At 60.1% G+C, this 14,213-nt stretch carries 11 protein-coding genes; all 11 read right to left on the reverse strand.

The window, feature by feature from the left end:
- Window positions 1-26 precede the first annotated feature (26 nt).
- On the reverse strand, window positions 27-2,801 hold the full coding sequence (locus FQ185_RS22380; RefSeq protein ID WP_149419329.1) for a hybrid sensor histidine kinase/response regulator: 2,775 nt from the start codon (window positions 2,799-2,801) through the stop codon (window positions 27-29).
- A 99-nt stretch (window positions 2,802-2,900) separates the two neighbouring features.
- Window positions 2,901-4,196 (reverse strand): phosphoribosylamine--glycine ligase, encoded by a 1,296-nt coding sequence (gene purD / locus FQ185_RS22385; RefSeq protein ID WP_046044758.1) that lies wholly within the window; start codon window positions 4,194-4,196, stop codon window positions 2,901-2,903.
- A gap of 154 nt (window positions 4,197-4,350) precedes the next feature.
- Complete coding sequence (purH, locus tag FQ185_RS22390) at window positions 4,351-5,958, reverse strand: bifunctional phosphoribosylaminoimidazolecarboxamide formyltransferase/IMP cyclohydrolase (RefSeq protein WP_149419330.1); 1,608 nt, start codon at window positions 5,956-5,958, stop codon at window positions 4,351-4,353.
- An 81-nt stretch (window positions 5,959-6,039) separates the two neighbouring features.
- A complete protein-coding gene (fis, locus tag FQ185_RS22395) occupies window positions 6,040-6,360 on the reverse strand; it encodes a DNA-binding transcriptional regulator Fis (RefSeq protein ID WP_007907419.1) in 321 nt (106 codons plus the stop codon).
- The gene (dusB, locus tag FQ185_RS22400; protein ID WP_149419331.1) at window positions 6,357-7,367 is read right to left on the reverse strand and encodes a tRNA dihydrouridine synthase DusB; all 1,011 of its coding nucleotides are present in this window, start codon (window positions 7,365-7,367) and stop codon (window positions 6,357-6,359) included. The genes fis and dusB overlap by 4 nt, the downstream gene beginning before the upstream one ends.
- Window positions 7,368-7,552: 185 nt before the next feature.
- On the reverse strand, window positions 7,553-8,770 hold the full coding sequence (locus tag FQ185_RS22405; protein WP_149419332.1) for a DUF3426 domain-containing protein: 1,218 nt from the start codon (window positions 8,768-8,770) through the stop codon (window positions 7,553-7,555).
- A gap of 30 nt (window positions 8,771-8,800) precedes the next feature.
- Window positions 8,801-9,679 carry a 50S ribosomal protein L11 methyltransferase gene (gene prmA, locus FQ185_RS22410; RefSeq protein WP_149419333.1) on the reverse strand — a complete coding sequence of 293 codons (879 nt, stop codon included), beginning with the start codon at window positions 9,677-9,679 and terminating at the stop codon, window positions 8,801-8,803.
- Window positions 9,680-9,913: 234 nt separating this feature from the next.
- Complete coding sequence (gene accC / locus FQ185_RS22415; RefSeq protein ID WP_149419334.1) at window positions 9,914-11,272, reverse strand: acetyl-CoA carboxylase biotin carboxylase subunit; 1,359 nt, start codon at window positions 11,270-11,272, stop codon at window positions 9,914-9,916.
- 17 nt (window positions 11,273-11,289) lie between these two features.
- On the reverse strand, window positions 11,290-11,751 hold the full coding sequence (gene accB / locus FQ185_RS22420) for an acetyl-CoA carboxylase biotin carboxyl carrier protein (RefSeq protein ID WP_054044024.1): 462 nt from the start codon (window positions 11,749-11,751) through the stop codon (window positions 11,290-11,292).
- Window positions 11,752-11,797: 46 nt separating this feature from the next.
- Window positions 11,798-12,250: a type II 3-dehydroquinate dehydratase gene (gene aroQ, locus FQ185_RS22425; protein ID WP_033059577.1), complete on the reverse strand. Its 453-nt coding sequence runs from the start codon at window positions 12,248-12,250 to the stop codon at window positions 11,798-11,800.
- A gap of 131 nt (window positions 12,251-12,381) precedes the next feature.
- Window positions 12,382-14,127 (reverse strand): protein-disulfide reductase DsbD, encoded by a 1,746-nt coding sequence (locus FQ185_RS22430; protein WP_149419335.1) that lies wholly within the window; start codon window positions 14,125-14,127, stop codon window positions 12,382-12,384.
- Between the last annotated feature and the right edge of the window lie 86 nt (window positions 14,128-14,213).

Here is a 14,213-nt window from a genome sequence, read left to right on the forward strand (position 1 = left end):
TATCAGGCGCGGCGGAGTCTGTCGGCTCAGGAGGTTTGAGTCGCCGCCCGGTTCTGCTGATCGCGTTGGGCAACCCAGTGTTCGATCAGGTCGCGCAACTGCGACAGTTCGACTGGTTTGGCCATGTGCCCGTCCATGCCAGCCTGACGCGCGCGCTCTTTATGTTCGGCGAGGATATGCGCGGTCAATGCCACCACGGGGGTACGAACCCGCTGGTTGCCGACTTCCCAGGCGCGCAATTGCTGGGTCGCCGAGAAGCCGTCGAGGATTGGCATTTCGCAGTCCATCAGCACCAGGTCGTAACGCTGGGCCTTCATCGCCTGCAGGGCTTCTTCGCCATTGCTGGCGGTGTCTGGTTGCAGGTTGAGTTTGCCCAGCATCCCGCGAATGACCTTGGTGGAGATGCTGTTGTCTTCGGCCACCAGAATGCGGAAGTCGCTGGGTACCTTCACCGGCAGGGTAGAGCCGGTGGGCGGGAGCTGCGAGACGAGGCCCTTGTTGCGCTGGTTCAGTTCATCGGCCAGGGTGGTCTTCAGTGTGTAGCCAGCCACCGGTTTGGCGAGGATGCGTTTGATCCCGGAGTTGCGCGCAATGATCTTGCTTGGCGCATTGCTGATACCGGTGAGCATGATCAGCAAAATATCGTGGTTCAGGCTTGGGTCTTCCTTGATCTTGGCCGCCAGTTGCATGCCGGTCATGCCGGGCATGTTCTGGTCCAGCAGGACCACGTCGAAGTAGTCACGCAGGTGAGCCTTGGTGCGCAGCAGCGCCAGTGCTTCCTTGCCAGAAGGGACAGCGCTGACGTTCAAGCCCCAGGCGCTGCACTGTTGCACCAGTACTTTGCGGCAGGTGTCATTGTCGTCAACCACCAGCACCCGTGCACCTTGCAATGGACCATCGAGATCGGACGTCGGGTGTTCGAGGCGGTCAGGGTCCAGCGGCAGGGTCAGCCACAACGTACTGCCCTGGTTGGCGCCGCTCTTGATGCCGAATTCCCCTTGCATCAAGCGAATCAGCTGACGGGCGATCACCAACCCCAGATTGCCCCCCAGGCGAGTGGCCGACAGGAAGTGTTTGCTGTGCAGTTCGGCGTGCATCAGCGCATCGCGCTCTTCGGCGTCCATGGGCTCGCCACTGTCCTGCACGGCGATGCGCAGGCGCGGTCTGGCGCTGCGTTCGTCGAGGGCGACAACGATGAGAATTTCGCCTTCATCGGTTTTCTTCAGGGCGTTTTCCAGCAGGCTCAGCAGAGTCTGGCGCAGGCGCGTCGGGTCACCGCTGATGACCCGCGGCACTTGCGGCTGGATAAAGCTGATCAGCTCGACGTTCTGCTGTTCGGCCTTGGCGCGGAAGATGCTCAGGCAGTCTTCGATCAGCGCGTTGAGATCGAACTGCACATCGTCCAGTTCGATCTGCCCGGATTCGAGCTTGGAGATATCGAGTATCTCGTTGATCAGGGTCAGCAGTTCGTTGCCGGCGCTGTGAATTGTTTGTACATAATCGCGCTGTTTGACCGAGAGCGGTGTGCCGAGCAGCAGTTCGGTCATGCCCAGAACACCATTCATCGGGGTGCGGATTTCGTGGCTGATCTTCGCCAGGAATTCGGCCTTGGCATTGATCTCGGCATTGCTGGCGGCCAGGTCGCGGCTGACGCTGAAACGATCTTCGGTAATGCTGCGCTGGCGTTCGCTAAGGGCAATGCTCATCAGCAGGCCGCTGATGCAGATGAACACCAGCAAGGTGGTGATCAGGCCTTGAGGTTCCACCAGGGTCAGCCCCAGCAGGGCAGGCAGGATAATCAGTGCGCCGGCGTTGAACACCACCATGGCCGCCACGAAAAGACGCGCCGGGCGATAGCCTTTTTGCCAGTGATAGGCGCTGACGAACAACATGGTCAGGCCCGCAAGGGCGACCAGCGTATAGGTAATGATGTTCAGCGGCAGTGTATTGACGAACAACAGCAGCAGGCCGCAGACAGTGATGAACACGATGTCGCCCAACAGAAGCTTGTTCAGCGGGTGTGAGCCGAGTGGAGCAAAGAAGTGATAGGCGAACATCAGCCCGCATGGTGCCGTCAGCAGCAAGGCGAGGTAAGCGCCTGGCGCTTGTACCGCAAGCCAGCTCGGTAACCATGGGCCGGCCAGGTTCAGCAGCAGCGCCAGGCTGAGCATCAACAAAACTTCGCAGCCTGCCAGCCAGAGACTGCTGCGCGAGCGGGTGTAGGCGTAGCGAATGAGGTTGTGCAGGATCAGCATCGCGATGCAACCGAACAGCAGGCCGTAGATCAGTGTCTGGGTCTGATTGGCCGCGGTCATGACCGCCGATTGCAGGGTGATATAGGGCCTCAACTGGTGGCCGGAGACCAGTCGCAGGTAAACGTCGAGTGGTTTGTCGCTTTGCGGCAGCGGCAGCATGAAGTCACTGCTGGGCAAGGGGCGCTCAGCCTGACGCTGCCCGGTACCGGTGTCCAATTGCTCGATCAGCGTCTCGCCGTCCAGCACAAACAGATGGAGGTGTGAAAGATCCGGCGCGAACACTCGCAGTAACTGTTCGTGTTTGCCGGGTGCAAGCCTGAAGCGCAGCCATAACGCGCCATCGGGCTCGGCCGCGGTGATACGGTCGAGTTCGATAGGGCTGAATTGATTGGTGTAGCGAGTGGAACGGATGTCGCTCAGCTGCAGGTCACCCTGTTCATCAAGCAATACCGCCCATCCACTGCCTTGCGCGGCCTGGGCCGGGAGCATGCAGAGCAAGGTCAGCAACGTGACGGTGAAACCTATGGCAATCCTGAGCCAGCGCACGGCGAAATCCCTTCGTAGGTTGATGCCAGAATATAACTATGCGCGGCGCCGGAATAGCCCGGCAAGGGCCCGAAGCCCTTGCCTGGCCGAATGGTTCTCTTATTCCTGATTTTCGCCACGCTCGCGGGCAATGGCACGATAGCCAATGTCCTTGCGATAGAAACAGCCTTCCCAGTCAATCTTGGCCGCCAGCTTGTAAGCCTGCTGTTGAGCCGCATCGACGCTGGCACCCATTGCCGTGGCGCAGAGTACTCGACCACCGGCAGTCACCACTTGACCGTCCTTGAGTGCAGTGCCGGCGTGGAAGACTTTGCCTTCCAGTGCCGCGGCTGCATCCAGACCGTTGATGGCCACGCCTTTAGCGTAGTCGCCAGGATAACCGCCAGCCGCCAGCACGATGCCGACGCTCGGACGTGGATCCCATTGCGCTTCGACCTTGTCCAGGGCTTGTGCCAGGGCTGCTTCGACCAACAGCACCAGACTCGACTGCAAACGCAGCATCACCGGTTGGGTCTCAGGGTCGCCGAAACGGCAGTTGAATTCGATGACTTTTGGGTTACCAGCTTTGTCGATCATCAGGCCGGCGTACAGAAAACCGGTGTAGACATTGCCTTCCTCGGCCATGCCGCGCACGGTCGGCCAGATCACCAGGTCCATGACGCGCTTGTGTACTTCAGCGGTCACGACCGGGGCAGGGGAGTAAGCACCCATTCCGCCGGTGTTCGGACCGGTATCGCCGTCGCCAACGCGTTTGTGGTCCTGGCTGGTGGCCATCGGCAGTACGTTCTTGCCGTCGACCATCACGATGAAGCTGGCTTCTTCGCCGTCCAGAAACTCTTCAATCACAACGCGCGAACCCGCGTCGCCGAAAGCGTTGCCAGCCAGCATGTCGCGCACGGCGTCTTCAGCTTCGGTCAACGTCATGGCGACGATCACGCCTTTACCGGCGGCCAGGCCATCGGCCTTGATCACGATCGGTGCGCCTTTTTCACGCAGATAAGCCAGGGCAGGCTCGATCTCGGTGAAGTTCTGGTAGTCGGCGGTTGGGATCTTGTGGCGCGCCAGGAAATCCTTGGTGAAGGCTTTCGAACCTTCCAGCTGAGCAGCGCCAGCGGTCGGACCGAAGCAATCCAGGCCGCGGGAGCGGAACAGATCGACAACGCCGGCGACCAGCGGCACTTCCGGGCCGACGATGGTCAGGGACACGTTCTTCTCGGCAAAATCGGCCAGCTGCTCAAGGGCCAGCACGTCGATAGCGACGTTCTCGCACTTGGCTTCAATGGCGGTGCCGGCGTTGCCCGGAGCCACGAAAACTTTCTGCACGCGCGGATCCTGAGCCACTTTCCAGGCCAGGGCGTGTTCACGGCCACCGCTGCCAATGATCAAAACATTCATTTCAAAAAACCTCGGATGACGCGAATTCTGTGGAGCACCGCTGAGATGCTTTTCTGTGGGAGCTGGCTTGCCTGCGATAGGATCCCCTCGGTCTACCTGGCAAACCGAGGTGCCTGCATCGCGGGCAAGCCCGCTCCCACAGTGATCATCGTACTTAGTGACGGAAGTGGCGCATGCCGGTGAAGACCATGGCGATGCCGGCTTCATCAGCTGCGGCAATCACTTCGTTATCACGCATCGAGCCGCCTGGCTGGATCACCGCAGTGATACCGACCTTGGCCGCGTTGTCGATGCCGTCGCGGAACGGGAAGAATGCATCGGATGCCATGACCGCACCTTGCACTTGCAAGCCCGCGTGTTCAGCCTTGATCGCAGCGATACGGGCGGAGTTCACACGGCTCATCTGGCCAGCGCCGACACCGATGGTCTGACGGTTCTTGGCGTAGACGATGGCGTTGGATTTAACGTACTTGGCGACTTTCCAGGCGAAGATCAGGTCGTGGATCTCTTGCTCGGTCGGAGCGCGTTTGGTCACGACTTTCAGGTCATCGGCGCCGATCATGCCGATGTCGCGGCTCTGCACCAGCAGACCACCGTTGACGCGTTTGTAGTCCCACGCAGCGGCGCGATCAGCCGACCACTCGCCGCAGGCCAGCAGGCGCACGTTGGCTTTGGCAGCCACGATGGCGCGAGCTTCTTCACTGACGGACGGGGCAATGATCACTTCGACGAACTGACGCTCGACGATGGCCTTGGCGGTCTCGGCATCCAGTTCGCGGTTGAAGGCGATGATGCCGCCGAACGCCGATTCGGTGTCGGTGGCGTAGGCCAGTTCGTAGGCCTGACGGATACCGCCTTCGGCGTCCGGGCTTACGGCCACGCCGCACGGGTTGGCGTGCTTGACGATCACGCAGGCTGGTTTGACGAAGCTCTTCACGCATTCCAGCGCGGCGTCGGTGTCGGCCACGTTGTTGTACGACAGCTCTTTGCCTTGCAGTTGGGTCGCGGTGGCGATACCGACTTCGGCCGGTTTGGTTTCAACGTAGAACGCCGCGCTCTGGTGCGGGTTCTCGCCGTAGCGCATTTCCTGCGCCTTGACGAACTGGCTGTTGAAGGTGCGCGGGAATTCGCTGCGGCCTTCAGTGCTGAGGGTGTCAGCCGTCTGGTTCACGGTGCCTAAGTAGTTGGCGATCATGCCGTCATAGGCTGCGGTGTGTTCGAAGGCCTTGAGCATCAGGTCGAAACGCTGAGCGTAGGTCAGGCCGCCAGCCTTGAGGCTTTCGAGGACGCAGGCGTAGTCGCTGGCATTCACCACGATGGCCACATCTTTGTGGTTTTTTGCAGCCGAACGGACCATGGTCGGGCCGCCGATATCGATGTTCTCGATCGCGGTCGGCAGGTCGCAGCCTGGTTTGTTGATGGTGGCTTCGAACGGGTACAGGTTGACCGCTACCAGGTCGATCGGCTTGATGCCGTGTTCGTTCATGATGGCGTCGTCGATACCGCGACGACCGAGGATCCCGCCGTGGATTTTCGGGTGCAGGGTTTTTACCCGGCCGTCCATCATTTCAGCGAAACCGGTGTAATCCGCGACTTCCACTGCGGCAACACCGTTGTCGCGCAGCAGCTTGAACGTTCCGCCGGTGGAGAGGATCTCGACGCCCAGGGCTTCAAGCTCTTTGGCGAATTCGAGGATCCCGGTCTTGTCGGAAACGCTGATCAAGGCGCGGCGGATCGGCAGGCGGGTAGTCTGGTCGGTCATTTCAATTTCCATCAAAAGCAAAGGAGTCAGCAAAAAAGGCGACCGTTTTTACGCGGGCGCCTTTCTGGTTTGATTGAATGCTTACAGCAAATCGTACTGCTTGAGTTTCTTGCGCAGCGTGCCTCGGTTCAATCCGAGCAGCTCGCTGGCCTTGGTCTGGTTGCCCTTGACGTAGTTCATCACGCACTCGAGCAGGGGAGCCTCGACTTCGGAGAGCACCAGGTTGTACACATCCGTGACGGCAGCGCCCTCAAGGTGGGCGAAATAATTGTGCAGCGCCTTCTCGACACTCCCGCGAAGGGTCTGACCTTCTTCGCTCGGCGTATTGAGGTGCTGTTTCAAATTCACGTTGTCGCTCACGGGTGTTGTTCCACTCACTAAAGTCTCGGTCATCATCGTCATGCGGCCACCTCGTCTCCGTCCCCTGTCAGGCTCTTGTAACGTTCGGCGAAGAAGCCCTGAACGTTGGCGCATTGTGCTTCCGTATCTTCCAAACGATTGAAGTGGGCGCGAAACTCCCTGGCGCCCGGCAAGGTTGCGAGATACCAGCCCACATGCTTTCGAGCAATGCGTACGCCCATTACGTCTCCATAGAAGGCGTGCAGCGCGGCCAGATGCTCTAGCAGAATGCGTTCCACCTCGATCAGCTCCAGTGCCGGCAGTGTCTCGCCGGTGCGCAGAAAATGATCGATCTCACGAAAAATCCATGGCCGCCCCTGGGCGGCCCGGCCTACCAGCAGGCCATCGGCACCGGTCGCATCGAGCACGTACCGGGCCTTCTGCGGCGAATCGATATCGCCATTGGCAAAGACCGGAATCGACACGGCCTGCTTGATCGCGGCAATGGTGTCGTACTCGGCTTCACCGGTGTACAGATCGGCACGGGTGCGGCCATGGACCGCCAACGCCGTAATGCCTGCCTGCTCGGCAATCTTTGCCACCGTCAGGCCGTTCTTGTTGTCCCGGTCCCAGCCGGTACGGATCTTCAGGGTGACCGGCACATCAACCGCAGCCACCACGGCTTGCAGGATCTCGGTCACCAGTGCTTCGTCCTTCAACAGTGCGGAACCGGCGGCCTTGTTGCAGACCTTCTTCGCCGGACAGCCCATGTTGATATCAATAATCTGTGCGCCCAGTTCGACGTTGGCCCGGGCCGCATCCGCCAGCATTTGTGCGTCACCACCGGCGATCTGTACCGAGCGAGGCTCGGGATCACCTTCGTGGATCATGCGCATTCGCGATTTGCGGGTGTTCCACAAACTCATGTCGCTGGTGACCATTTCCGAGACTACTAGCCCTGCGCCCAGTCGCTTGCACAGCTGACGAAAGGGCTGGTCGGTGACGCCCGCCATGGGGGCGAGAATCAAGCCGTTGTGCAATATGTATGGACCGATGCGTACCGCCGACATAGGACTTCCCTGTTGTGGGGCCGGATCATGAGAGTTCGAAAAAGGGTTGGCATGATACCCGCTCTCGATGACTGGATAAAGGCTGAATTGAACAAAATCTGAACAGTTATTCTGTTATCGCCAGCGGTTTGGTTCGAGCGGTCAAAGTCAGAAATATGCCGTCAAAGCCGTAACACTGAACCGTTTCACTCGGGCGAATGAAAGCTCAGGCTGTAATTCACCGCTTTGGCGCCCGGATCGAGAATATCCAGTGCGATGTGGATCGGCGTTTGCGGAGGCATTTCTGCCATGCCTTCGAGGTCGCCGTTGAGGTACTCCCCGGGTTTGAAGCGACGGCTGGCGATCAGGTGGCCGTTGAGGTCGGCAAAGCGCAGCTCCAGCAGCGGAAAGGGCTGGGAGAAGGGCGCGCGATTGTAGATGATCGCGTCGACCACTAGCGCACCGTTGAAGTCCGGGTGGCTGCGCACCACCAGGTTGCTGCTTTTGATTTTCGCGATGTCGACTTTGGAAGGTACGGTGCAGCCGATTTGCGGGCACAGTTGCTGGAACCACGGACGGTACTGATCCTGGCGCGCCAGTTCGTCGAAATGATAGGCAACGTACTGACCGGCGAGCGCAGCGGCGCCAAGCAAAATCAGCAGCAACCAGAAGAACCGTCGACCCCAGGGTGAGCGGCGTTTTTGCCAGTCCAGTTGCAGCGGGTCGTCAGTCAGGTCTTGCAGCGATTCTGCGCGTACTCCCGGCTCGCTGCGTTCGCGTCGCTTGCGCAGCGGCTCGATCGAAGGCAGGTCGTCGTCGATATTATCGGTCGCCGACAGACGTTCATGATGCAGCGGCGCATCGAGTGGGTCGTGCAGACGAAGCTGGGGAGGCTGAGGCTCGCCGTCCAGATCCACCGGTTCCAGAGACAGCGAAGGTTCGGTGCGCGAGTGTATGCTCGGTTCGAGCTCCAGTTCCGGCAAGTCGGCTTCAGCGGTCTGTGCCCGATCGGCCGCCGACTCGCTGAACAAGCTGTCGGCCCACGGATCTTCGTCGTGCTCGGCGCTATCGCGGCTGGCGCTCAGGCTGTCTTCGCGCTGTCGGCCGAACTCGGTGGTCGGCTGGATTTCCCGTTGCTCGAGCCGGGCGAGTTCTTCGTCCAGGTCCAGGCTGTCCAGATCCAGCTCGGCGGCAGTCCATTGCTTTTGGCTGATGGCGCGCTGTTCCGGCGGTTCGACGATGGCCGGGGCAACCGGCGTGACCGTGTCCTTGCCGGCCCGTTGCTCAAGCAGTTGCTTGGCGGCGTTGAACACCTGCAAGCACGAGCCGCAACGAACCACTCCGCGGGCCACGCTCAATTGCGAATGGCTGACACGGAAGCTGGTTTGGCAATGCGGGCACTGAGTGACGAAGCTGTCGGTCATGCGGCGATCCGGTTTATGCGGGCGTTCATTCTAGCGCCGACGGCCAGTGATGCGCACCCAGCCATCGCGATTGGCGATCGGGTCCAGATCGAAGTCCTGGGCGTAGGCTTTGGCGACGTCTTCACCTTGCTCGGCGAGGATGCCCGACAGCGCCAGGCGGCCGCCCGGCTTGACCAGGCTGGACAATTGCGGTGCCAGGGAAACCAGCGGGCCGGCGAGAATGTTGGCCACCAGCACGTCGGCCTGAACCTGCGGCAGATCTTCCGGCAGATAGAGCGGGAACAGCTCCTCGGCAATGTTGTTGCGCCCGGCGTTGTCGCGGGAGGCTTCCAGCGCTTGCACGTCGATGTCGGTGCCCACGGCTTCCTTGGCACCCAGCAACAGGGCGGCAATCGCCAGAATCCCCGAGCCGCAGCCAAAGTCCAGTACGTTGCAGTCTTTGAGGTCCTGGCCGTCGAGCCATTCCAGGCACAGTGCGGTAGTCGGGTGCGTGCCGGTGCCGAACGCCAGGCCCGGATCCAGCAGCAGATTCACCGCATCAGGCTCGGGAGCGGCGTGCCAGCTCGGGACGATCCACAGGCGCTGGCCGAAACGCATCGGCTGGAAACCGTCCATCCAGCTGCGTTCCCAATCCTGGTCTTCGATGACTTCGCTGTGATGCTCGGGCAGCGGGCTGCCGGTCAGCAACTCAAGGTGGGCCAGCACGCTGGCGGCTTCAGTGTCGCCTTCGAACAGGGCCAGCAGGTGCGTGTGGGACCACAGCGGAGTGGTATTGAGTTCGGGTTCGAAGATCGGCTGATCTTCGGCGTCCATGAAGGTCACCGACACGGCGCCCACTTCAAGGAACGCGTCTTCGTAGGTTTCGGCTTGTTCTGGGCTGATGGCGAGACGGACTTGCAGCCAAGGCATGGCGGGCACCTTTGAAAAATATTGATTGCAGCCTAGCGGGCTGCGAGAAGCGCGCAAGTTTACGCGAGCGCGAAGGTTTTGTGGGAGTGGGCTTGCTGGCAAAGCTTTTGGTGGCTGTGATGGCCTCTTCGCGGGCAAGCCCGCTCCCACAGGTTTTGTGTGCTTCAAAAGAAATCAGCAATCTTCAGAAACAACAAAGCCGCACTAAGGCGGCTTTGTTGATTGGGTTGAAACTTAGTGCTTCTCGCCAGCCAGCTTGTGTTCCAGGTAGTGGATGTTGATTCCACCTTTGCAGAAGCCTTCGTCGCGGACCAGATCGCGGTGCAGCGGGATGTTGGTCTTGATCCCGTCGACAACGATTTCGTCCAGCGCATTGCGCATGCGTGCCAGGGCTTCGTCACGGGTTGCGCCGTAGGTGATCAGCTTGCCGATCAACGAATCGTAGTTCGGCGGAACGGCATAACCACTGTACAGGTGCGAATCGACGCGAACGCCGTTGCCGCCCGGAGCGTGAAAATGCTTGACCGTGCCAGGGCTCGGCATGAAGGTTTTCGGGTCTTCGGCGTTGATCCGGCATTCCAGCGAGTGACCGCGGATGACTACGTCATCCTGGGTGTACGACAGCTTGTTGCCAGCGGCGATGCTGAGCATCTCCTTGACGATGTCGATACCGGTGACCATCTCCGAAACCGGGTGCTCAACCTGAACGCGGGTGTTCATTTCGATGAAATAGAACGCGCCGTTCTCGTACAGGAACTCGAAAGTGCCCGCGCCACGGTAGTTGATGTCGATGCAAGCCTTGACGCAGCGTGCGAGGACTTCAGCGCGTGCTTTCTCGTCGATGCCCGGTGCCGGCGCTTCTTCGAGAACCTTCTGGTGACGACGTTGCAGCGAGCAATCGCGGTCGCCCAGATGGATGGCTTGGCCCTGGCCATCGGAAAGCACCTGGACTTCCACGTGACGTGGGTTGGTCAGGAATTTTTCCAGATAGACCATCGGGTTGCCGAACGCCGCGCCAGCTTCGGTGCGGGTCAGTTTGGCGAAGGAGATCAGGTCTTCTTCTTTATGCACAACGCGCATGCCGCGACCACCACCGCCGCCAGCGGCTTTGATGATCACCGGGTAACCGACTTCGCGACCGATGCGCAGAGCGGTTTCTTCGTCTTCAGGCAGCGGGCCGTCGGAACCCGGAACGGTTGGAACGCCGGCAGCGATCATGGCGTGCTTGGCCGATACCTTGTCGCCCATCAGGCGAATGGTGTCGGCTTTCGGGCCAATGAACGCGAAACCGGAGTTTTCGACCTGTTCAGCGAAATCAGCGTTTTCCGCAAGGAAACCGTAGCCTGGGTGAATGGCGGTAGCGCCGGTCACTTCAGCCGCGGCGATGATTGCCGGAATGTGCAGGTAAGAGTGCGCGGCCGAGGCCGGGCCGATGCAGACGGATTCGTCTGCCAGGCCCAGGTGCATCAGTTCTTTGTCAGCCTTGGAGTAAACAGCGACAGTCTTGATGCCCATCTCTTTGCATGCACGCAGAATCCGCAGGGCGATCTCACCGCGGTTGGCGATCAGAACTTTTTCCAACTTCGCAGTCATCAAAGTTTCTCCGCGGTTCAAACGATGGTGAACAGCGGTTGGTCGTACTCAACCGGCTGGCCGTCTTCGACGAGGATGGATTCGATCACACCGCTGGTTTCAGCTTCGATGTGGTTCATCATCTTCATCGCTTCAACGATGCACAGGGTGTCGCCTTTCTTCACGGTCTGGCCGACTTCAACGAAGGACGGCGAGCTTGGCGAAGATTTGCGATAGAAGGTGCCGACCATAGGCGAACGGGCAACGGTGCCGTTCAGAACAGGCGCGGCCGGAGCAGCAGGAGCGGCAGCAGCAACCGGGGCAGCAGCAACAGGTGCCGGGGCCGGAGCGTGCATTGGAGCCGGTGCGTAGTACTGCTGAGCCGGGGTCTTGCTATGACGACTGATGCGTACGGACTCTTCGCCTTCCTTGATCTCGAGCTCGTCGATGCCGGACTCTTCCAGCAATTCGATCAGTTTCTTAACTTTACGGATATCCATGAATCATCAACTCCCAAGGGTCGGTCAGGGGCGTTACGCTTGTTGTTCAAGCCGTTGCCGGTCTTTCAAGCTGTTCCAGGGCGGCCTCCAGGGCCAGTCGATAACCGCTGGCGCCAAGGCCGCAGATCACTCCCACCGCTACGTCGGAAAAGTAAGAGTGATGGCGGAAAGGTTCGCGTTTGTGCACGTTAGACAAATGCACTTCGATGAATGGGATGCTCACCGCCAGCAGCGCGTCACGTAATGCGACACTTGTGTGCGTAAAAGCTGCTGGGTTGATCAGAATGAAGTCCACACCTTCGCTGCGGGCAGCGTGGATGCGGTCGATCAATTCGTACTCGGCGTTGCTTTGCAGGTGCAGCAAATGGTGGCCGGCTTCACGGGCACGGCGTTCCAGGTCCTGGTTGATCTGCGCCAGTGTCGTAGCGCCATAGGTGCCCGGTTCACGGGTGCCGAGCATGTTCAGGTTGGGTCCGTGCAGAACCAATAGGGTCGCCATCTGCTGTTCCTTGTTATCTGTGTGCAATTGTCAGAACCCGGCGACTATGCCGCAAAGCCTTTGTGACTGTCCAGTTCTATGCAATAGCCAGCACGATGGCCGATGTTTGCGCGAAATATATGACTGGGGTATTAAAATCGGTCATTCGCTTTGCCGACACGTTCGGCGAAGTCCGCGGCGTTGATCTCGCCGATAACCCGCACATCGGCGTGTTCGATGCCGTCCTTGCCGAATAACATCAGCGCCGGAGGGCCGAACAATTTGTAGCGGTCGAGCAGGGCGCGTTGCTCGGTGTTACTGGCCGTCATGTCGAAACGGATCAGCCGATAGCCCTTCAGGCGTTCGACGACCTTTGCATCGTTGAGCACTTTGTGTTCGATGACTTTGCAGCTGATGCACCAGTCGGCGTACCAGTCGAGCAGCAGCGGGGTGCCGAAAGATTTGGCGTCGGCGAGTGCACGGTCCAGTTCCGTCGCCGTGCTGATGGTTTGCCAGTTGCTGACGTCGCGCGGCTGCTCGTTGCCCGCGACGATGCGCGGCTGGCCAATCGGGTTGAGCGGATCGGTCTGGCCGCTGAACGCTCCATACCAACAGGCCAGTGCGTAAAACAGCAGGAACATACCCAGCAGTTGACCCAGGCGTTTTCTCGGCGGTTTGTAGACGAACTCCAGCGCGCCCATGAACAGCCCGACACCGCCAGCCAGCAAGCCGATCAACAGTAAGGTGACCTGGCCCGGCAGAACTCGACTGAGCAAGCCGATTGCCAAGCCCAGCAACAAAACCCCGATCGCGTTTTTCACATAGACCAGCCACGGCCCGCTTTTCGGCAGCCAGGCCGCGCCACCGGTGCCCACCAGCACTAACGGTGCGCCCATGCCGAGGCCGAGCATGAACAGTTTCAGACCGCCGCCCAATGCATCGCCACTGGCGCTGATGTACAGCAGCGCGCCGGCCAGCGGCGCCGATACGCACGGCGAAACCAAGAGGCTGGAAACCACGCCCAACACGGCGGCACCCCACAACGACCCGCCTTCGGTGCGGCCGGCGATCCGATCCAGCCGACTGCTGAGGGCATGTGGCAACTTGAGCTCGAATACCCCGAACATTGCCAAGGCAAACAGCGCAAAAAACATTGCGAACGGCACCAGCACCCAGGCCGATTGCAACCGCGCCTGAAGATTGAGCTGTGCGCCAAACATCCCCATCAACGCTCCGAGCAGAGCGAAACAGATGGCCATTGGCAGCACATAGGCCAGGGACAGATTAAAACCGCGCATACCCCCGACCTGGCCACGCAACACCACGCCGGACAGGATCGGCAGCATGGGCAGCACGCAAGGCGTGAAAGTCAGGCCGATGCCGGCGAGGAAAAACAGTGCCAGTTCGCGCCAGCTCCAGGTTATGGCAGTGGATGCGTCGCCGCTGCCATCGATGTTCAGGCGCTCGGTCTCGGGCGGATAGCACAGGCCTTTGTCGGCGCAACCCTGATAAGTCACGGCGAGGGTGAATGCGCGTTGATCGGTGCGTGGCAGTTCTACGTCCAGAACCCCGTGGTAAACCTCGACATCGCCGAAGTATTCATCGTGTTTCTGTTCGCCCTTGGGCAGTTGTGCGGCGCCCAGGCTGACGTCGGCCGGATCGGTCCGAAACTGAAAGCGATGACGATAGAGGTAGTAACCCTCGGTCGCGACGAAGCGCAGCTTGATCGATTGCGGTGTGCTTTCTACCAGGCTCAACTGAAAGGCTTCGCGGACCGGCAGGAAGTCGGCGCTGTTGTTGATCGAGCCCAGCGTCGAACTGGGTCGACTGTCCAGCAACGCGCCGGCGGTGGCCGGCAGGGCGAGCACTAACAGCAGCAGGCAAAGCAAACGGCGCATGACAATCTCGCGTATCGAAAGTGAGGGCATGATAGCGGACGATGGGCGGGTGTGCAGAACAGGAATAGGTGGTGGACGGGCTGACG

Source organism: Pseudomonas sp. ANT_H12B (genome assembly GCF_008369325.1).
In the GTDB taxonomy this organism is placed as follows: Bacteria; Pseudomonadota; Gammaproteobacteria; order Pseudomonadales; family Pseudomonadaceae; genus Aquipseudomonas.